General features: G+C 59.8%; 19 protein-coding genes. 15 read left to right on the forward strand and 4 right to left on the reverse strand.

Annotated features, from left to right (window positions below; all coding sequences use genetic code 11):
* The first annotated feature begins 23 nt into the window (after window positions 1-23).
* From QO002_RS11090 to QO002_RS11115, 6 genes are all read left to right on the forward strand, one after another.
* A complete protein-coding gene (locus QO002_RS11090; RefSeq protein ID WP_307229553.1) occupies window positions 24-461 on the forward strand; it encodes an endonuclease domain-containing protein in 438 nt (145 codons plus the stop codon).
* Window positions 458-1,099 (forward strand): SGNH/GDSL hydrolase family protein, encoded by a 642-nt coding sequence (locus QO002_RS11095; RefSeq protein ID WP_307229555.1) that lies wholly within the window; start codon window positions 458-460, stop codon window positions 1,097-1,099. Before QO002_RS11090 ends, QO002_RS11095 begins: the two co-directional genes overlap by 4 nt.
* Before the next feature lie 49 nt (window positions 1,100-1,148).
* Window positions 1,149-2,594 (forward strand): dihydrolipoyl dehydrogenase, encoded by a 1,446-nt coding sequence (lpdA, locus tag QO002_RS11100; RefSeq protein ID WP_307229557.1) that lies wholly within the window; start codon window positions 1,149-1,151, stop codon window positions 2,592-2,594.
* A 90-nt stretch (window positions 2,595-2,684) separates the two neighbouring features.
* Window positions 2,685-3,662 (forward strand): lipoyl synthase, encoded by a 978-nt coding sequence (gene lipA / locus QO002_RS11105; RefSeq protein ID WP_307229559.1) that lies wholly within the window; start codon window positions 2,685-2,687, stop codon window positions 3,660-3,662.
* Between the two features lie 81 nt (window positions 3,663-3,743).
* Complete coding sequence (locus QO002_RS11110; RefSeq protein ID WP_307229561.1) at window positions 3,744-4,313, forward strand: AAA family ATPase; 570 nt, start codon at window positions 3,744-3,746, stop codon at window positions 4,311-4,313.
* 9 nt (window positions 4,314-4,322) lie between these two features.
* Window positions 4,323-4,775: a type II toxin-antitoxin system RatA family toxin gene (locus tag QO002_RS11115; RefSeq protein ID WP_307229563.1), complete on the forward strand. Its 453-nt coding sequence runs from the start codon at window positions 4,323-4,325 to the stop codon at window positions 4,773-4,775.
* Between the two features lie 117 nt (window positions 4,776-4,892).
* Here the strand turns inward: QO002_RS11115 and QO002_RS11120 are convergent, their stop codons facing one another.
* A complete protein-coding gene (locus QO002_RS11120) occupies window positions 4,893-5,390 on the reverse strand; it encodes a CinA family protein (RefSeq protein ID WP_307233322.1) in 498 nt (165 codons plus the stop codon).
* A gap of 10 nt (window positions 5,391-5,400) precedes the next feature.
* Window positions 5,401-6,615, reverse strand: a complete 1,215-nt coding sequence (locus QO002_RS11125) for a bifunctional 2-C-methyl-D-erythritol 4-phosphate cytidylyltransferase/2-C-methyl-D-erythritol 2,4-cyclodiphosphate synthase (protein WP_307229565.1) — start codon at window positions 6,613-6,615, stop codon at window positions 5,401-5,403.
* 205 nt (window positions 6,616-6,820) lie between these two features.
* On the opposite strand from QO002_RS11125, the gene dusB reads away from it, so the two are divergent.
* From dusB to hflX, 8 genes are all read left to right on the forward strand, one after another.
* Entirely contained in the window at window positions 6,821-7,846 is a 1,026-nt protein-coding gene (gene dusB, locus QO002_RS11130; protein ID WP_307229566.1) for a tRNA dihydrouridine synthase DusB, read from the forward strand.
* Window positions 7,843-8,994 carry a two-component system sensor histidine kinase NtrB gene (locus QO002_RS11135; protein ID WP_307229568.1) on the forward strand — a complete coding sequence of 384 codons (1,152 nt, stop codon included), beginning with the start codon at window positions 7,843-7,845 and terminating at the stop codon, window positions 8,992-8,994. The genes dusB and QO002_RS11135 overlap by 4 nt, the downstream gene beginning before the upstream one ends.
* A complete protein-coding gene (ntrC, locus tag QO002_RS11140; RefSeq protein ID WP_307229570.1) occupies window positions 8,994-10,448 on the forward strand; it encodes a nitrogen regulation protein NR(I) in 1,455 nt (484 codons plus the stop codon). Before QO002_RS11135 ends, ntrC begins: the two co-directional genes overlap by 1 nt.
* Before the next feature lie 218 nt (window positions 10,449-10,666).
* Window positions 10,667-12,940 (forward strand): sensor histidine kinase NtrY-like, encoded by a 2,274-nt coding sequence (locus QO002_RS11145; RefSeq protein WP_307229573.1) that lies wholly within the window; start codon window positions 10,667-10,669, stop codon window positions 12,938-12,940.
* Window positions 12,930-14,294 (forward strand): nitrogen assimilation response regulator NtrX, encoded by a 1,365-nt coding sequence (ntrX, locus tag QO002_RS11150; RefSeq protein ID WP_307229575.1) that lies wholly within the window; start codon window positions 12,930-12,932, stop codon window positions 14,292-14,294. Before QO002_RS11145 ends, ntrX begins: the two co-directional genes overlap by 11 nt.
* 22 nt (window positions 14,295-14,316) lie before the next feature.
* A complete protein-coding gene (locus QO002_RS11155; protein ID WP_307229577.1) occupies window positions 14,317-15,180 on the forward strand; it encodes a D-amino-acid transaminase in 864 nt (287 codons plus the stop codon).
* A gap of 110 nt (window positions 15,181-15,290) precedes the next feature.
* Complete coding sequence (gene hfq, locus QO002_RS11160) at window positions 15,291-15,533, forward strand: RNA chaperone Hfq (protein ID WP_018325164.1); 243 nt, start codon at window positions 15,291-15,293, stop codon at window positions 15,531-15,533.
* Between the two features lie 76 nt (window positions 15,534-15,609).
* Window positions 15,610-16,938, forward strand: coding sequence for a GTPase HflX (hflX, locus tag QO002_RS11165; RefSeq protein WP_307229605.1), 1,329 nt, complete (start codon window positions 15,610-15,612; stop codon window positions 16,936-16,938).
* 192 nt (window positions 16,939-17,130) lie between these two features.
* On the opposite strand, the gene mazG is transcribed toward hflX, so the two are convergent.
* Both mazG and QO002_RS11175 read right to left on the reverse strand, forming a co-directional pair.
* Complete coding sequence (mazG, locus tag QO002_RS11170) at window positions 17,131-17,964, reverse strand: nucleoside triphosphate pyrophosphohydrolase (protein WP_307229607.1); 834 nt, start codon at window positions 17,962-17,964, stop codon at window positions 17,131-17,133.
* A 4-nt stretch (window positions 17,965-17,968) separates the two neighbouring features.
* The gene (locus QO002_RS11175; protein WP_307229609.1) at window positions 17,969-18,565 is read right to left on the reverse strand and encodes a deaminase; all 597 of its coding nucleotides are present in this window, start codon (window positions 18,563-18,565) and stop codon (window positions 17,969-17,971) included.
* Window positions 18,566-18,793: 228 nt separating this feature from the next.
* On the opposite strand from QO002_RS11175, the gene cysG reads away from it, so the two are divergent.
* Complete coding sequence (gene cysG / locus QO002_RS11180; RefSeq protein ID WP_307229611.1) at window positions 18,794-20,245, forward strand: siroheme synthase CysG; 1,452 nt, start codon at window positions 18,794-18,796, stop codon at window positions 20,243-20,245.

The raw sequence follows: 20,245 nt of genomic DNA on the forward strand, positions 1-20,245 counted from the left end.
GACGAAGGACGGAGAGAGCTGCCATGGCTTGGAATCGCGAAAATCCGCAACCAGCCAGCCGCGAAGCCGCAAGGAATGCGCCGCGCCTGCGTCGCTCCTTGACGGACGCGGAACGCCGTTTCTGGACCGCACTTCGCAAGGAGTTGGCGGAAATGCCGGACACGCATTTTCGACGTCAGGTGCCTATTGGTCGTTACGTGGCAGACTTCGTTTGTCTCGGGCGGCGTCTCATCATCGGACTCGATGGTGAGATTCATGCCGACCCGGAGCAGAGGAAACGGGACGTAGAGCGTGATGCCTATCTTCGAGCGCAGGACTTTCGTGTCATTCGATTCAAAAACCGTGATGTGATGCTGGATATGAAGACGGTGTTGAAAACAATAGCTGTGGAGCTTGGTCGATGCACCCCCACCCCTAGCCCCTCCCCGCAAGGGAGAGGGGTACCTGGAGGTTCCGCATGAAAACAATCCTCTGCTATGGCGACAGTCTGACCTGGGGCTACGATGCAGCCTCTGTCGGTCGGCATGCGCTTGAGGATCGCTGGTCAAGCGTGCTGGCGAAGGCCCTGGGGCCGGATGTCCACATCATCGCGGAAGGCTTGAACGGCCGTACCACCGCCTATGACGATCATCTGGCCGATTGCGATCGCAACGGCGCGCGCATCCTGCCGACGATCCTGCATAGCCACGATCCCATCGATCTCGTGATCCTGCTGCTCGGCACCAATGATCTGAAGCCGGTCATTCACGGCACGGCCTTCGGTGCGGTGCAGGGCATGGAGCGGCTGGTCGAACTGGTGCGGCATCACGCCTGGTCGTTCGACACCGACAGCACCCCGGAAATCCTGATCGTCGCACCACCGGCGATCCGCGAAACCGCGAATGAGGCCTTTGCCGCCATGTTTGCCGGTACGCTGGAACAATCGGCGATGCTGGCTTCGCTCTACGCAGATCTGGCTGATGAGAAGGGCTGCGGCTTCTTCGATGCCGGCTCTGTTGCTGAAACAACGCCGCTCGACGGCATTCATCTCGATGCGGAAAATACCCGCGCCATCGGACGCGGCCTCGAGCCGATTGTCCGCATGATGCTCGGGCTTTGAGAACAAGACGCGATTTTGCTTTCGCGCAAGGACAAAGGCAGGAAACACCATGGCTGAGAATTACGACGTCATCATCATCGGTTCCGGTCCCGGCGGCTATATCGCAGCGATCCGTGCGGCCCAGCTCGGCCTGAAAGTCGCCTGCGTCGAGCGCGAGCATCTGGCCGGCATCTGCTCCAACTGGGGCTGCATACCGACCAAGGCGCTGCTGCGCTCTGCCGACGTGCTGCACAGCGCCCAGCATGCCAAGAACTACGGCCTGACGCTGGAAGGCACGATCAAGCCGGACCTGAAGGCGATCGTCGCCCGCTCGCGCGGCATTGCCGAGCGCATGAACGGCGGCGTCGGCTTCCTGTTCAAGAAGAACAAGGTCGATATCATCTGGGGAGAGGCCAAGCTGACCAAGCCCGGCGAAATCGTCGTGTCAAAGACGACAAAGCCCGCGCAACAGCCGCAGGCGCCTCTGCCGAAGAACGCCAAGGGCGAGGGCACCTATACCGCCAAGCACATCATCATCGCCACCGGCGCCCGTCCGCGCGCGCTGCCCGGCATCGAGCCGGATGGCAAGCTGATCTGGACCTACTTCGAGGCGATGAAGCCGGAAGAAATGCCGAAGTCACTACTGGTCATGGGCTCGGGCGCCATCGGCATCGAGTTTGCGTCCTTCTACCGCACCATGGGTGTCGATGTGACGGTCGTCGAAGTCATGAGCCAGGTGATGCCGGTCGAGGACCCGGAAATCTCGGCGATCGCCAAGAAACAGTTCGAAAAGCAGGGCATGAAAATTCTGCTCGATGCCAAGGTGACGAAGGTCGAAAAGGCTGCCAACTCTATCACCGCCCATGTCGAAAAGAAGGACGGCTCGGTCGAGAAGATCACCGCTGACCGGATGATCTCGGCTGTCGGCGTGCAGGGCAATATCGAGAACCTCGGCCTTGAAGCCCTCGGCGTGAAGACCGATCGCGGCTGCATCGTTATCGACGGTTATGGCAAGACCAACGTTCCCGGCATCTATGCGATCGGCGACGTCGCCGGCCCGCCGATGCTGGCCCACAAGGCCGAGCATGAAGCGGTCATCTGCATCGAGAAGATCGCCGGCCTGCCGAACGTGCATCCGATGGACAAGCTGAAAATCCCCGGCTGCACCTATTGCAATCCGCAGGTCGCCTCTGTCGGCTTGACGGAAGCGAAAGCCAAGGCCGAAGGCCGCGAAGTCCGCGTCGGCCGCTTCCCCTTCGTCGCCAACGGCAAGGCGATCGCGCTTGGCGAGGATCAGGGTCTCGTCAAGACGATCTTCGACAAGAAGACCGGTGAGTTGCTCGGCGCCCACATGGTTGGCGCAGAAGTCACCGAGCTCATCCAGGGCTTCGTCGTCGCCATGAACCTGGAGACGACGGAAGAAGACCTGATGCACACCATCTTCCCGCATCCGACGATTTCGGAGACGATGAAGGAAAGCGTGCTGGATGCCTACGGGCGTGCACTGAACGCTTGATTGTGTTAGGGCTCGCCTCCATTTTGAAGGCGAGCCGCATTTTCGGCTCGAACGGGCGTGTGCTTTGATGCGCCTGAAGGAAAGCGAAAGATGGTCACTATTCTCGACCGCACCAACAATATTGATGATGCCAAGCGCGTTCGCCATCCGGAAAAGGCCCACAAGCCCGACACCGAGATGCTGCGCAAGCCGGAATGGATCCGCGTCAAGGCGCCGGTGTCGAAGGGCTACCAGGAAACCCGCTCTATCGTGAAGGAGCACAAGCTCGTCACGGTCTGTGAGGAAGCGGGCTGCCCGAATATCGGCGAGTGCTGGGACAAGAAGCACGCGACCTTCATGATCATGGGCGAGATCTGTACCCGCGCCTGCGCGTTCTGCAATGTCGCCACCGGCAAGCCGAATGCGCTGGACATGGCCGAGCCCGAAAACGTCGCCAAGGCCGTCAAGCAGATGGGCCTTTCCCACGTCGTCATCACGTCAGTCGACCGCGACGATCTGGCCGACGGTGGGGCCGAGCATTTCGAGAAGGTGATCTGGGCAATCCGCGCCGCGTCGCCGCTGACCACCATCGAGATCCTGACGCCCGACTTCCTGAAGAAGCCCGGCGCGCTGGAACGCGTCGTTGCAGCCAAGCCGGACGTCTTCAACCACAACATGGAAACCGTGCCCGGCAACTATCTGACCGTCCGCCCCGGTGCGCGCTACTTCCACTCGGTTCGTCTGCTTCAGCGCGTCAAGGAACTCGATCCGACGATGTTCACCAAGTCCGGAATCATGGTCGGTCTCGGCGAAGAGCGCAACGAAGTGCTGCAGCTGATGGACGACCTGCGCACGGCCGACGTCGATTTCCTAACCATCGGTCAGTACCTGCAACCGACCCGCAAGCACCACAAGGTCGAGAGCTTCGTTACGCCCGAAGAATTCAAGTCCTATGAGACTGTCGCCTACACCAAGGGCTTCCTGATGGTGGCATCGAGCCCGCTGACCCGCTCCTCGCACCACGCCGGCGACGATTTCGCCCGCCTCAAGGCGAACCGCGAGAAGAAGCTTCTGGCCGCCGCCGAGTAATTTTTAGTGGTCGTACGGAGCCGCAGCCGAAAGGCTGCGGCTTTTTGCATTCGCAGCAAACCAATTCGGAGTGGGGACAGTATGGCGCGCTATCTCGATACACTGGACCAAGCTGCTGATATCCTGCAATCAGCCGAACGTATCCTCCTCATCGGCTGCTCCGGCAGCGGCAAGAGCACTTTGGCAACAGCGCTCGCGAAGCGTTTCGGTTTGACCTACATCTCCATGGATCGCGAAGTTTTCTGGATGCCCGGCTGGACGCCGCGCCCGCGCGCTGAGGCACTTGATCGCCTGCGCGCCTTCGTGGACGAACCCAGATGGGTGATAGACGGCACCAGTCCCGGCACGCTTCCACTGCGCCTACCGCGCACCGATATCCTGATCTGGCTGCGCCCCCCACGTCGCATTTCGCTTTACGGCGTTATTTCCCGCTGGTGGAAATTCCGCGGCCGCACGCGGCCTGAAATGGCGGATGGTTGCCCGGAACGCGTGACCATTGAGTTTCTCCGCTACATCTGGAATTTCGAGAAGACGCAAACACCCGAAATCGAAGCGGCACTGGAAAAGTCCGGCACCGACGTACCCCTCATCGTGTTGAAATCCCGCGCGATGAACGAGCGCCTACTTGCACTTGTAACCGGTCGCGATTAGCTCTCACCCATGCCTCAATTCGAAACCAGACGCCCCGTCAAGCACTCCGCCGAGCAGATGTTCGATCTCGTCGCCGATGTGGAGCGCTATCCCGAGTTCCTGCCGCTCTGTGAAGCATTGACCGTTCGCTCCCGCAAGGAACGCGACGGCAAGGTGCTTCTGGTTGCCGACATGACGATCGGCTACAAGGCGATCCGCGAAACCTTCGCCACACAGGTTCTGCTCAACAGGGCAGAGCGCGTGATCGATGTGAAATATATCGATGGCCCCTTCAAGTATCTCGACAATCGCTGGCGGTTCGAAGATGCGGATGAGGGCGGCTCGAATGTGCATTTCTTCATCGACTATGAGTTCAGGAGCCGGATTCTCGGTGCACTGATGGGGTCGATGTTCGACCGCGCGTTCCGCATGTTCGCAGAAGCCTTCGAAAAGCGCGCCGATGCGATCTACGCCTCAGCTTGAGCCGTATTTTCAGATTGTTTTTTCAAGGAGACTTGCCGACGGCAACGCGTTCTGGGAGGAGCGCCGGACGAGCAGGCCATGAATGCCTTTCAGATTTGCCCGCCGGGCGCAAACTGACTACGTGAAAGCTCCTGCCTCGATCAGTATTTCCAGCGCCGTCCGCAGCGTTGCAAGCCGCACGCCCTGACGCCCGATGTCGCCGTACCGCATCTCGCGATGAAACACCTTGCCATCACGCCGGGCCGCCGCCAGATGCACAAGGCCGACCGGTTTTTCGATCGAGCCGCCGCCCGGGCCGGCAACACCCGTTACGGCGATGCTGACGTCTGCTCGCGAGCCCGCCAGAGCCCCATTCGCCATTTCGATCGCCGTTTCCCGCGAGACTGCGCCATAGGCCTTGAGCGTCTCCGACGAAACGCCGATCATCCGCATCTTCGCCTCGTTGGAATAGGTGACGAAGCCGCGGTCGATGACGGCGGAGGAGCCGGGGATTTCCGTGAGCGCACCGGCGATCATGCCGCCAGTGCAGGATTCGGCTGTGGCGATCATCAGTCCACGGGCCGTAAAATCGTGGATGATGGAATAAGCCTGTTCCTCGATATCCCTCGGCCAGATGCTCACGGTTCTATCCCCCGAAAGCCACGGTCGCTGTTGCAATCGCGGCGATGCCTTCGCGCCTTCCGACGAAACCGATTTTCTCGTTGGTGGTCGCCTTCACCGAGCATCGGTCGAGGCTGATGCTCAGCATATCGGCGAGGTTTTCCCGCATCTTGTTCCGATGCGGCCCGACCTTCGGCGCTTCGGCGATCAGCGAGATGTCCGCGTTCATGATAACGCCACCACGCTCGCGCACGATCTTTGCTGCGTGCTCAAGGAAAATGCGGGAGGCTGCACCCTTCCACTGCGGATCGGACGGCGGAAAATGGTCGCCGATATCGCCGGCGCCGCAGGTCGCAAGCAGGGCATCGGTCAAGGCGTGAAGGGCGACATCGGCATCCGAATGGCCGAGCAACTTCTGGTCATGCGGAATGAAAATACCGCAAAGCGTGACGCCATCACCCTCTACGAGCTGATGCACGTCGTAACCGTTGCCGGTGCGGATGTCGGGCAGGGCGGTACGGTTGAGTATCTGGTCGGCCATGGCGATATCCCGTTTGGTCGTCAGTTTGAAATTATCCGGCGATCCCTCGACCAGCGTCACGGGCATTCCGGCCCATTCAGCGATAGAGGCATCATCGGTAAAGTCGGTACGCGCGGATCTGGCCGCCTCTTCATGCGCCGGCAGGATCGACGCAAAGCGGAAACACTGGGGCGTCTGGGCACCGAAAAGTCCGGTGCGGGGAACCGTTTCGCTAACCAGGCCATCGGCACCGGCCCGCTTCAGCGTATCGGCGACGGCGATGGCGGGAAGAACCGCATCGTGACCGACAGAAAGGGCGTCGTGGCATCGCTCCAGCAGCGCATTGTCTACGAACGGGCGGGCTGCATCCTGGATCATCACATGGCTTGGTGCGCGCAATGAAAGTGCCCTGAGGCCCGCCAGCACCGAAAGCTGTCGTGTCGAGCCGCCATGCACGACGGTCAGGTCAAGGCCGGGGGAAAGAAGCTGGCGCGCCTTTTCAAACAGGGCTTCATCGTCGGGATGAATGACCACAACGAAGACAAGCTTCCGGGACGCCTCCACAGCCCATGTCGCAAAAGCTTCAAGCGTGTGGCAGATAACAGGCCGACCACCGATCAGCCGATATTGCTTGGGACCTTCTTCGGGGGCGCCGGCCCTTTCGCCGCGTCCCGCCGCCACGATGACGACACCACAGGAAATTTCTTCTTTTGTTCGCATCTTCTAAAAGGCGTCCTGTGATTCTCTTCGCTTTTCAGCTATGAGGCCCCTCCGCTTCCAGGGGCGTCGCCCCTATGGGCCATATTTGGGGCGAGGTTTACCGTGAACCTCCGGGCTTGGCCAGTTGTGGATGAAAAAATGGACGGGCTTGCGGAAAAGGCTTGGCAAGTCCATGAACAATGTCTAAAAATAGTGCAAAAGTTTTATGTGCCTGAAAGATAATCAATTGCCATTGCTGGCCTTGTCATCCCCGTTTCAGGTTGGGGGAGTTGCGTTTCGAAACCGCATCGTGCTCGCGCCGATGTCGGGCGTCACGGACTTGCCGTTTCGCCAGCTTGCCTGGCGCTTTGGCGCCGGCCTCGTTGTGACCGAGATGGTAGCGAGCCGCGAGCTCGTCGGCAATGCCTCGGAGAGCTGGGCTCGCCTGAAAGGCGTGGGTATAAGACCTCACATGGTGCAGCTCGCGGGACGCGAGGCCCATTGGATGGCGGAGGCTGCGCGCATCGCTGCCGACCATGGAGCCGATATCATCGACATCAATATGGGTTGCCCGGCAAAGAAGGTGATAGGCGGCTATTCCGGCTCGGCGCTGATGCGCGATCCCGATCACGCTCTTTCGTTGATCGAGGCCACGGTCGGTGCCGTTTCCGTACCTGTGACGCTGAAGATGCGGCTTGGCTGGGACGAAAACTCCATCAATGCGCCGGAGATCGCGCGCAGGGCGGAAGCGGCTGGCGTGCAGATGATCACCATACACGGGCGCACGCGGATGCAGTTCTACAATGGGCGCGCCGACTGGGATGCGATCCGTGCAGTGCGCGACACCATCTCCGTGCCGCTGGTTGCCAATGGCGATGTAGAAACTGAGGCGGATGCTCATGAGATCCTGCGTCGTTCGGGTGCTGATGCGGTGATGGTCGGTCGCTCAACGCAGGGGCGGCCCTGGCATGCGGGCGTCCTGGCCGGGGCAGTCAAGCACCCCAATCTCGAAGAGGTCGCCCGGATCATTGCCGAGCACTATTCGATGATGCTCGAATTCCACGGTGCGGAGGCCGGTCTTCGCCACGCGCGCAAGCATATCGGTTGGTACCTCGATCGGTTCGCGCCAGGGCTTGCGGGAGCATCCAAGGCGGAGATCATGACCTCGACAGACCCGGGAGCCGTGCTCTCAAAGGTGACCGCAGCCATCGCTGAAGGCGAGGGTGCGGCGGAAACGGATATCGCAGCATGAGCAACGAGATACGTGACGAGGAGCGAAAGGGGATCAACTCCCTGCCGATGGCCGTGCTCAATGCTATCCAGAACCCGGTCATACTCGTCAACGAGAAGGGCCTCGTCGCCTTCGCCAACTGGGAGGCCGAAGCCTTCTTCGGGGCGAGCGCCAACTATCTGGCAAAGCACGACATCAGCAATTTCATCCCCTTCGGTAGCCCTTTGCTGACGTTGATCGATCAAGTGCGCGAGCGTCGTGCAGCCGTGAACGAATATCGTGTCGATCTCAGCTCGCCCCGCCTCGGTGCAGACAAGCTGGTCGATCTCTATGTGGCGCCGGTGCTTTCGGAGCCGGGCTCGGTCGTCATTGTCTTCCAGGAGCGATCGATGGCCGACAAGATCGACAGGCAACTCACGCATCGTGCTGCAGCGCGCTCGGTGACCGGTCTTGCCTCAATGCTCGCACATGAAATCAAGAACCCGCTTTCCGGCATCCGGGGCGCTGCTCAGCTTCTGGAAACGTCTGTCGATGACGAGGATCGGGCCCTGACCCGGCTGATTTGCGACGAGACGGATCGGATTGTATCCTTGGTGGACCGTATGGAGGTTTTCTCCGACGAGCGCCCGGTCGATCGGCATCCGGTCAATATCCACTCGGTACTCGACCATGTGAAGGCCATTGCGAAGGCTGGATTCGCCCGCAACATCCGCATCACCGAAAACTACGATCCCTCGCTTCCGCCGGTCTATGCAAACAGAGACCAGCTTGTGCAGGTATTTCTCAATCTGGTGAAGAACGCAGCCGAGGCGGTCGGCAACAGGCCAGAGGGCGAGATCATGCTGACGACGGCCTATCGGCCCGGTATCCGCTTGTCCGTCGCAGGCACGCGCGAAAAAATCTCGCTTCCGCTCGAATTTTGCGTCCACGACAATGGGCCGGGCGTGCCGGCCGACCTCGTGGAACATCTCTTCGATCCGTTCATCACCACCAAGACGAATGGATCTGGCCTTGGTCTTGCTCTGGTCGCCAAGATCATCGGTGGCCACGGCGGCATCGTTGAATGCGACAGCCAGGCCCATCGCACCACATTCCGCGTTCTGATGCCGGCATCCAAAGGCAACTCGGCAGAGGACACAGCACCCATGAGCATTAAAGGACAATCCTGATGACAGGCGCCACGATTCTCGTTGCTGACGACGACGCCGCGATCCGCACCGTGCTCAACCAGGCGCTCAGCCGCGCTGGCTATGACGTACGCATTACTTCCAATGCTGCCACGCTTTGGCGTTGGATCGCCGCCGGTGATGGCGATCTTGTCGTGACCGACGTCGTGATGCCGGACGAAAACGCATTTGACCTGCTGCCGCGCATCAAGAAGGCTCGTCCGGATTTGCCAGTGCTGGTCATGAGCGCCCAGAACACCTTCATGACGGCCATCAAGGCTTCAGAGAAGGGCGCCTACGACTATCTGCCGAAGCCCTTCGACCTGACCGAACTGATCGCGATTATTGGTCGTGCCTTGGCCGAGCCGAAGCGCAAGCCCGTCAAGCTGGAAGATGACACGCAGGACGGCATGCCGCTGGTCGGGCGTTCCGCCGCCATGCAGGAAATTTACCGTGTTCTGGCGCGTCTGATGCAGACCGACCTGACGCTGATGATCACCGGCGAATCGGGTACCGGCAAGGAACTGGTGGCCCGTGCGCTGCATGACTACGGCAAGCGCCGCAATGGCCCGTTTGTCGCGATCAACATGGCTGCCATTCCGCGTGACCTGATCGAATCAGAACTGTTCGGCCACGAGAAAGGCGCCTTCACCGGCGCGCAGAACCGCTCCACCGGCCGCTTCGAGCAGGCCGAAGGTGGCACGCTCTTCCTCGATGAAATCGGCGACATGCCGATGGATGCCCAGACACGCCTGCTTCGGGTGCTCCAGCAGGGCGAATACACAACAGTTGGCGGGCGCACGCCGATCCGTTCAGACGTGCGCATCGTCGCTGCGACCAACAAAGACCTGAAGCAGTCGATCAATCAGGGCCTTTTCCGCGAAGATCTCTATTACCGCCTGAACGTCGTTCCGCTGCGTCTGCCACCGCTTCGTGATCGTGCAGAGGACATTCCGGATCTCGTTCGCCACTTTGTCCAGCAGGCGGAGAAGGAAGGCCTCGACGTCAAGCGCTTCGATCAGGAAGCGCTTGAACTGATGAAGGCGCATCCCTGGCCCGGCAACGTCCGCGAGCTGGAAAACGTCGTGCGGCGTCTGACGGCTCTGTATCCGCAGGACGTCATCACCCGCGAAATCATCGAGAACGAACTGCGTTCGGATATTCCCGACAGTCCGATTGAAAAGGCTGCAGGCCGGACGGGATCGATGTCGATCTCGCAGGCGGTCGAGGAGAATATGCGCCAGTATTTTTCCGGCTTTGGCGATGGCCTGCCGCCAGCTGGCCTTTACGACCGTGTTTTGGCTGAAATGGAATACCCGCTTATTCTCGCGGCATTGACAGCCACACGCGGTAATCAGATCAAGGCGGCGGACTTGCTTGGCCTCAATCGCAACACATTGCGCAAGAAAATCCGCGAACTCGGCGTATCTGTTTACCGAAGCTCACGCAACGCTTGACTTGATCATAACAACCGTTGCATTTTCGCCACATTGTGTTGCTTAGACGACACATGTGCGGAGCCCATCACAAGTTCTCCGCAGCGTCATTGGCGCCGGATCAGCGGTTGTTTGCAACAACCTGTTTGGTTCGGCCGGTCACTTTCTGACCAGAAAGCGAAAGAGTTGCCGGCGGCGTTTCCGTAGGAAACTTCGTCGGATCGGGGAAAGCTTTTTATATGGCCGACAGGCTGACACTGCCACTTGAGGGCGAGGAAATTGTCGTTGCCGGTACAGACCGGCGTGCTACCTTTGCCCTGCCGGGTTTGCTTCTCGCCACTGGCGCACTTTTCTGCGCGATCGCCTCGCTGCTGATCCTGCTTGGGCTGACGCCAATCCGTCCGGAAACGCCAGTCGTTATCGGATCGGCAGCGATCAACGCCATCTTTGTCATCGGCCTGATGGTGCTTATAGGTCGTGAGGTCACGCGGCTGCTCAAGGCGCGTAGCCGGGGAAGGGCAGCGGCCAGGCTGCATATCCGTATCGTCGCGCTGTTCTCTATCGTTGCCATCACACCAGCCATTCTCGTCGCCATTTTCGCGTCGATTACACTGGATGTTGGCCTAGACCGGTGGTTCTCGCTTCGAACCCAGTCAATCGTTCGTTCATCCATGGATGTCGCCCAGGCTTACGTGCTTGAAAACGCGAGCTATCTGCAGGGACAGACGGTTTCGATGGCGAACGATCTGGAGCGTAATCGCCAGCTTTACAGTCTCGATCGTACCGGCTTCATCGAACTGATGACGCGGCAAGCGCGGGGGCGTGGCATGCTCGGCGCCTTTCTGGTGCGCGCTGACGGATCGGCAATTCTTCAGGCGAATATTCCGACGGAACGCCCGTTACCGGCGATCCCGAAAGACGCGTTGCTAAGCTCGGTCGCCGGGCAGCCGACCCTCATTCCTCCGGGGGTAACAAATCTTGTTGGCGCTGTGATCCCAATCGACAACATCGAGGGCGCCTATCTCTACACCGTCCGCACCGTCGACCCGAAGGTGATGAATTCGATGCGGCTGATGGAGGAGAATGCCGCGGAATATCGTAATCTGGAGGCTGGCCGTACCTCGCTTCAGGTCGCTTTCGGTGTTCTTTATCTGGGCTTCGCGTTGATTGTGCTTCTGGCTGCGATCTGGACCGCAATTGCCGTGGCAGACCGCATTGTACGTCCGATCCGTCTTCTGATCGGTGCCGCTGACAGTGTCGCGGCGGGTAACCTCAATGTGGCCGTGCCCGTCCATACTGTCGATGGTGACGTCGGTAGCCTTTCGCGCACGTTCAACAAGATGATCGCCGAAATCCGCACGCAGCGCGACCAGATTCTGGAGGCCAAGGACGAGATGGATCATCGCCGCCGCTTCATAGAGGCGGTGCTTTCAGGCGTAACCGCAGCTGTCATTGGCGTTGAAAACGATCGTCGGATCACGATCGCCAATCCGTCGTCCGAACACTTCCTCTCCAATCATCCTCTTGATTTGATCGGTGAAAGGCTGGCCGACGTCGCGCCGGAGATAGAGGAGGTGCTGAATGAAGCCTCCAGCCGCCATCGCAATGAGTATCGTAAACAGATCAACATCATGCGCGGCGGAACCGAGCGCACATTGAATGTCCAGGTCACGCGCGAGGAGACGACGGATGCAAAGGACGCCTACGTCATCACCATCGACGATATTACCGATCTCGTGATCGCTCAGCGTTCGACGGCCTGGGCGGACGTGGCGCGCCGCATTGCCCATGAAATCAAGAACCCCCTGACACCAATCCAGTTGTCCGCCGAGCGGCTGAAGCGCCGCTATGGACGGCAGATTGCCGAGGATGACCGTGTTGTTTTCGATCAATGCACGGACACGATTGTCCGCCAGGTAGAAGACATCGGCAGGATGGTCGACGAGTTTTCCGCCTTCGCCCGTATGCCCAAGCCCACCAAGGAAAAAGTGGATATCAGGGCGGTTCTCAAGGACGCCGTATTCCTGCGGGAGATGGGAAACACCCATGTCAGCTTTATCAGAGACTTCGGCGACGAGCCGCTGGAAGGCCTCTTTGACAGCCGCATGCTGAGCCAGGCCTTCGGAAATATCGTCAAGAACGCAGTCGAGGCTATCGAGGCGCTGCCTGCCGACGCTGTTCGCGGGGAGTTGAAGATCATGGTGCGTTCCCGCCGAAACGAGGCAACAGGACAGTATGTCGTTGACGTCATCGACAACGGCAAGGGGCTTCCTACGGAAAATCGCCACCGCATTCTCGAGCCCTATATGACGATGCGTGAAAAGGGCACTGGCCTTGGTCTCGCGATCGTCAAGAAGATTATCGAGGACCACGGCGGGCACATTGAGCTGCATGACGCCCCGGCTGATTTCGATGGCGGCAATGGGGCAATGATCAGAATTATCCTGCCACCGGCTCCAGGCGCTGGCGGCTCCGAAATGACACAGGACAAGGACTACTCTCATGGCGGCTGATATTCTTGTAGTTGATGACGAGGAGGACATCCGCGAGATCGTTTCCGGCATCCTCTCCGATGAGGGCCACGAGACACGAACTGCCTTCGACAGCGACAGCGCGTTGGCCGCGATCAGCGATCGTGTACCGCGGCTGGTGTTTCTCGATATCTGGATGCAGGGGAGCAAGCTCGACGGGCTGGCTCTGCTCGACGAGATCAAGAGCCGTCATCCCGACCTGCCGGTGGTGATGATCTCCGGCCACGGCAATATCGAAACCGCCGTATCGGCGATCCGACGTGGCGCCTATGACTTCATCGAGAAGCCCTTCAAGGCGGACCGGCTGATCCTGATCGCCGAACGGGCGCTGGAAACGTCGAAGCTCAAACGCGAGGTTTTCGAACTCAAGAAGCGCTCGGGAGACCCGGTCGAGCTGATCGGCACCTCCGTTGCTGTCTCTCAGTTGCGCCAGAATATCGAGAAGGTTGCGCCCACCAACAGCCGCATCATGATCCACGGCCCGTCCGGTTCTGGCAAGGAACTGGTGGCGCGCATGATTCACCGCAAATCGACGCGAGCAGGCGGTCCTTTTGTTGCGCTAAATGCCGCCGCCATCACGCCGGATCGCATGGAAATGGCGTTGTTCGGGACCGAAGGCACTGCCGGCCAGCCGCGCAAGACGGGCGCGCTTGAAGAAGCTCACGGCGGCATTCTCTATCTCGATGAAGTCGGAGAGATGCCGCGCGAGACGCAGAACAAGATTTTGCGTGTCTTGGTCGACCAGCAGTTCGAACGTGTCGGCGGCTCCAAGCGCGTCAAGGTCGATGTCCGCATCATCTCCTCGACAGCCTACAATCTGGAAAGCCAGATTGCCGAGGGCGCCTTCCGCGAAGACCTCTATCACCGTCTGGCCGTCATCCCCGTGCGGGTGCCGGCACTTGCCGAGCGCCGCGAGGATATTCCCTTCCTCGTCGATATGTTCATGCGCCAGATCAGCGAGCAGGCGGGGATCCGTGCCCGCAAGATCGGCGACGATGCTCTTGCCGTCCTGCAGGCCCATGACTGGCCGGGCAATATCCGCCAGTTGCGCAACAACATCGAGCGTCTGATGATTCTGGCACGTACCGACGGGCCGGATACGGCAATCTCCGCCGACATGCTGCCAACCGAGGTCGGCGACAGCCTGCCGAAGATTTCTGCGCAGGGTGACCAGCACATCATGACCTTGCCGCTCCGTGAGGCGCGAGAAATGTTCGAAAGGGATTACCTCATCGCGCAGATCAACCGTTTCGGCGGTAATATTTCCCGCACGGCTGAGTTTGTCGGCATGGAGCGCTCGGCGCTGCATCGCAAGCTCAAGTCTCTCGGCGTCTGATAGTTCAAACCCGGAGGCGGGCATGACGAGAATAGCTTATGTAAACGGGGCCTATCTTCGCACGGCTGACGCAGGCGTTTCGATCGAGGATCGTGGCTTCCAGTTTGCCGATGGTGTCTACGAGGTCTGCGAAATCCGGAACAGCTATATCGTGGACCTGACCCGCCATCTGGATCGTCTCGACCGCTCATTGTCGGAAATCCGCATCAATCACCCGATGTCACGCAAGGCATTGGTCGGGATCATCCGCCATGTGATCCGCCGCAACCATGTCAAAAACGGGCTGTTCTACATGCAGGTGACGCGCGGTGCCGCACGGCGGGATCATGTGTTTCCAGCAGCCCACACGCCGCCGACGCTGGTTGTGACGGCAAAGCGCACGGATGCCTCGCTGATCGCCCGGAAGAATGCTGACGGTATCCGCGCCATTACCATGCCTGAAAATCGATGGGATCGGGTGGATATCAAGACAGTCGGCCTTCTGTCTAACGTGCTGGCGCGCCAAGATGCCAAGGAGGCGGGTGCGCAGGAGGCGATCTACGTCGATACGGACGGAAAGGTGACGGAAGGAGCGGCCACCAATGTCTGGATCGTGGACAAGGACGGAGTGCTGAGAACTCGCCCCGCCGATCACGGCATCCTGCGCGGCATTACCCGCACGACGCTCCAGGATGTGGCAACCAAAATTGGGCTTAAAATCGAGGAGCGCGCCTTCACCGTCGAGGAAATGCTGGCCGCACGGGAGGTGTTTATCACCGCGGCGACCAGTATTTGCTTCCCGGTCGTGACTGTGGACGGCCACACGATCGCCAACGGCCATCCCGGCAGCACGGCGCAGAAAATCCGCGAAGCCTTTTTCGACGTTGCGGAGAAGACTTTGATTTGATACCAAATCCGGGGAGATGCCGTGAACTTCATAGCTGGCGGTGTTTGGGGCATTCGAATCGTATAATCAACCGGTTAATCGGAACCGGCAAATAAGAAAGAAGCGGCGCCATGGCGGAACGTTCTCAGAACCTGCAGGACCTTTTTCTCAATACAGTCCGCAAGCAGAAAATATCTTTGACGATTTTTCTTATCAATGGTGTGAAACTGACAGGGGTCGTCACGTCTTTTGACAACTTCTGTGTGCTTTTGCGTCGTGACGGTCATTCGCAGCTGGTGTACAAGCACGCCATCTCGACCATCATGCCGGGTCAGCCGATGCAGATGTTCGAGAGCGAAGAATCCGCTTCCTGACAGGACACCTGACATTACCAAACGTGATACCAAATCGTCGTCGATCATCCCGGAGCTGGAAAAGCTTCGTGATGACATGCGCGCTCTCGTCGTCGTTCCGGTTCTGAAGAAAACCGGCCGCCAAGCTGCGGCCGATCCTTCTGTGCCGACGACAACCCGTTCCGATGAAAGCCGTCTCGAAGAGACTGTTGGGCTTGCTCTGGCCATCGACCTGACAGTCGTGCAGGGGCTGATTGTCCCGGTCGCGCAGCCGAAGCCCGGTACGTTGCTGGGTACAGGCAAGATCGAGGAAATCGGCCACCTGCTGACCGAGCACAATGCCGGCCTTGTCATTGTCGACCACCCGCTGACGCCGGTTCAGCAGCGCAATCTCGAGAAGGAATGGAACGCCAAGGTCATCGACCGGACGGGCCTTATCCTCGAAATCTTCGGCCGCCGCGCCTCCACCAAGGAAGGCACGCTGCAAGTCGAGCTTGCACATCTCAATTACCAGAAGGGCCGGCTGGTTCGCAGCTGGACCCACCTTGAACGTCAGCGCGGTGGCGCAGGCTTCCTCGGTGGCCCTGGTGAAACCCAGATCGAAGCCGACCGTCGGCTTCTGCAGGAAAAGATCCTGAAGCTCGAAAAGGAGCTGGAGCAGGTGCGCCGCACCCGCCAGCTGCACCGTGCCAAGCGGAAAAAGGTGCCGCACCCGATCGTGGCGCTGGTCGGCTATACCAACGCCGGCAAGTCGACGCTGTTCAACCGCATCACTGGCGCAGGCGTTCTGGCCGAGGACATGCTGTTTGCCACGCTCGATCCGACGCTGCGGCGCATGAAGCTGCCGCAGGGCCGCACCGTCATGCTTTCCGATACCGTCGGTTTCATCTCCGACCTGCCGACCCATCTGGTGGCTGCTTTCCGGGCGACGCTGGAAGAGGTTCTGGAAGCCGACCTGATCCTGCATGTGCGCGATCTCTCGGACCCGGACAATCAGGTTCAGTCGAGTGATGTCCTGCGCATCCTTGCCGATCTCGGCATCGACGAGAAGGCTGGCGCAGAACGCATCATCGAAGTCTGGAACAAGATCGATCGGTTAGAGCCAGAGGCGCACGAGGCGTTGGTGCAGAAGGCTGCGACTGGCGAAAACACGGTCGCGGTTTCTGCTGTGACAGGTGAGGGTGTCGATGCGATGATAGCTGAAATCAGCAAGCGTCTCTCTGGCGTGATGACGGAAACTACCGTGGTCTTGACGACGGACAAGCTACAATTGCTCTCTTGGATTTACGAGCACGCAATTATTGACGGGCGTGACGACCTTGAGGATGGTTCCGTAAGCCTCGACCTGCGCCTGACGGCCACGGAGGCAGCCGAACTCGATAGACGTTTAGGCAACGGGCCGAGGCCCGTGGCTGAAGACTGGTAAAAAGTACGTGTTTCTTGTCGTCCATTTGTGGACATGTTTGCGCTCTCCCTCGTCATGGTCGGGCCTGTCCCGACCATCTGCTGGTCCTTCAGTGTGACGAGAGGCTGGAAGATCCTCGGCTCAAGGCCGAGGATGACAGAAGAGTGTGAGGTACGCTCCTTTACGAAAAGGGCGCGAGCAACTGGAACGCCGTCACCCTAACTGCCGCTCGATAGCTTTCGCCGCCTGCCAGAGATCTTCCATACGCTCCAGCGTCGCCTCTTCCAGGCTCTCGCCATTGGCATCCAGCGTAGTCTCGATATGCGAAAAGCGGCGGCGGAATTTGGTGTTGGTGCCGCGCAGCGCCATTTCCGGCTCCGCGCCGACATGGCGGCCGATATTGACGACGGCGAAGATCAGGTCGCCCAGTTCATCGGCAACCTTGCTCTTGTTGCCGCTTTTCAGCGCTTCGCGAAGCTCCGCGACTTCCTCCTCGATCTTGTCGAGGATCGGTTCGGGTTCGGACCAGTCGAAACCGACTTTGGCGGCACGTTCCTGCAGCTTCAAAGCCTCGATCAGCGCCGGAAAGCTGCGCTGCACAGAGCCGAGGTAACCGGCATCCGGGTCTTCCGGCAGGCCATGTTTGGCCCGGCGGGCACGGCGTTCGGCCTTTTCCGCCTGTTTGATCGCATCCCATTGCAGCTTCACCGCTTCCGGCGTGTCGGCGTCCGAGCGGGCGAACACATGCGGATGGCGGCGGATCATTTTGCGGGTGACAGCCTCGACCACGTCGCCGAATGAGAAGTCACCCGCTTCCTCGGCCATGCGCGCGTGAAAAACCACCTGCAGCAGCAGGTCGCCCAGCTCATCGCAAAGATCGTCCATGTCATTGCGCTCAATCGCGTCGGCCACCTCGTAGGCCTCCTCGATCGTATAGGGCTTGATGCTCTCGAAGGTTTGGACGACATCCCACGGGCAACCCGTTTCCGGCTGCCGCAAGGCTTCCATGATTTCGATGAGGCGGCTGATATCGCGGGAAGGCTGCATTTGGTCAGTTCAACGGAATGTCGTTGCCGGATTTGCCGGACTGGTAGCTTTCGGAAAGGGCATCATACCGGGCGCGGATGCGGGCATCCTGCTCCTTCAGTTCCCCCTTGAGCGCCGGTTCCGCTGTCGCGATGAGATCGCCGATCTTGGCCGAGTGCCAGAAGGCGTTGTTCTTGGCATAGCCGCCGGGTTCGAGCCGGAAAACCTCCTTCAGGATTTTCAGGTCGTGCGGAATGGCAAAGGCATCGCGCGAATCTTCGTGGCTGAAGAAATAGTAGAAATTGTCGAATCCGGCCCAGGTGATGGCCGAAAGGCACATCGAGCACGGCTCGTGGGTGGAGAGAAAGATCAGGTCCTTGGTGTCCTGCTTGTCGGCCCGCTCGTAGAAGCGCTTCAGCGTATGCACTTCGCCATGCCAGAGCGGATTTTCCGTCTCGTTGTTGGTCTCGGCCAGCACCAGCGAGAGATCGGACTTACGCAGGATCGCTGCGCCGAACACCTTGTTGCCGGCCGCAACGCCCTTTTCCGTGAGCGGCAGGATGTCGTGCTCGATAACGGAGAGCAGGCGGGCGGCCAGAGCGGTGGGTTCGGTTTGGGGCATGGTCGGGAGACTCCTAGGATATTTGCCGCATTTAAGGGATATCCGCTCCGCGAAGCAACTGCCCTTAAACGTGTTGCTGCGCGGTGACAGTCGGTGAGATTTGCTCAATTGGCTGCGATGTCGAGTAAAACAATACGCGACCGCAGGGCCATGAGAATTTCTGTTTCTTCAACTTCGCGGCTATAAAAGAGATATTCTGAAAACCTGTAACAGGACCCTTTCCGGATCATGAGCGAACAGCTGACCGTTTTCCCGGCCTTCTTCCGCGTTGCGCAGAAATGTGTGGCGGTTTTCGGCAATGGTGACGAGGCTTATGCCAAGGTCCGGCTGTTGATGAACACGCAGGCCCGCATCGTCGTTTATGTGGACGAGCCGGAATTGGATTTTGCGACTTTTCTTGAGCGGAATGCGATCGAGACGATCCGCGCAGCCTTCACGTCCTCGCAGGTCGATGGGGCAACGCTTGTCTTTGCTGCCACTGGCGATGCGACGCAGGATCGAATTATTGTTGCTGCGGCTCGCGCCCAGAAAATTCCGGTCAATGCCGTCGATCAGCCGGATTATTGCGATTTCCTGACGCCCGCGTTGGTCAACCGCGCGCCCGTCGCTGTTGCGATTGGCACGGAAGGGGCGGGGCCGGTTCTCGCCCAGATGATCCGGGCGCAGATCGATCAGCTGCTTTCGCCATCGCTCGGTCGCGTAGCTTCATTGGCGCAGGCCTATCGAGGGGCCGTCGATCGTCTGTTACCCCGCGGCGTTGCGCGCCGGGTCTTCTGGCATCGGTTTTTCTCCGGCGCGGTCGCCGATCAGGTGGCGCTTGGCAAGGATGCCGAAGCCCGCCGCGAGGCGACGAAGCTGCTGCAGTCGATGGAGAAGGTCGCCGGCCATGTCTGGCTTGTTGGTGCCGGTCCGGGCGCTGAGGACCTCCTGACGCTGCGTGCGCAACGCGTGATGATGCAGGCGGATGTGCTCGTCTATGACGCGCTCGTTCCGCAGGCGATCGTCGATAAGGGGCGGCGCGACGCGGAGCGGATTTCGGTCGGCAAGCGCAAGGGTTGCCATTCGAAGTCACAGGATGAGATCAATCAGCTGCTCGTGCGTCTTGGCCGGGAAGGAAAGCGCGTCGTGCGGCTGAAGTCCGGCGATCCGTTGGTCTTCGGCCGGGCAGGTGAGGAGATGGCGGCGCTGCGCGATGCGGGCGTGACCTATGAGATCGTGCCCGGTATTACGTCAGCCTTTGCGGCGGCGGCTGATTTTGAATTGCCGTTGACGCTGCGTGGCGTATCCTCGTCGCTGATTTTTACCACTGGCCATGATCTGGCGGGTGACGTTTTGCCTGATTGGGCAAGGCTGGCGATTTCAGGCGCCACGATTTCAGTTTATATGGGGCGTACCGTTGCAGCCTCGGTTGCCGCGCGCCTGATGGAAGCCGGGCTGCCTGCGGAAACGACGGTTGCAGTGATCGAGAATGCCAGCCGCGCCGACCGCAGGCTGCTTCACGGCACACTGCGGGATCTGCCGGATCTGGAGCATCGCGACGAACTCAGCGGCCCGGTCATGGTGATCATCGGCGATGCCGTTGCGGGTGCGAATTTCGAGCGCTCCGAACCGCTGGTTCGGGGCAAGTCGATCAAGGGCGAGGCAGTGCTGCGCCACAAGGAAAGCGAAACAAGGAACTGA

Source organism: Pararhizobium capsulatum DSM 1112 (assembly GCF_030814475.1).
In the GTDB taxonomy this organism is placed as follows: domain Bacteria; phylum Pseudomonadota; class Alphaproteobacteria; order Rhizobiales; family Rhizobiaceae; genus Pararhizobium; species Pararhizobium capsulatum.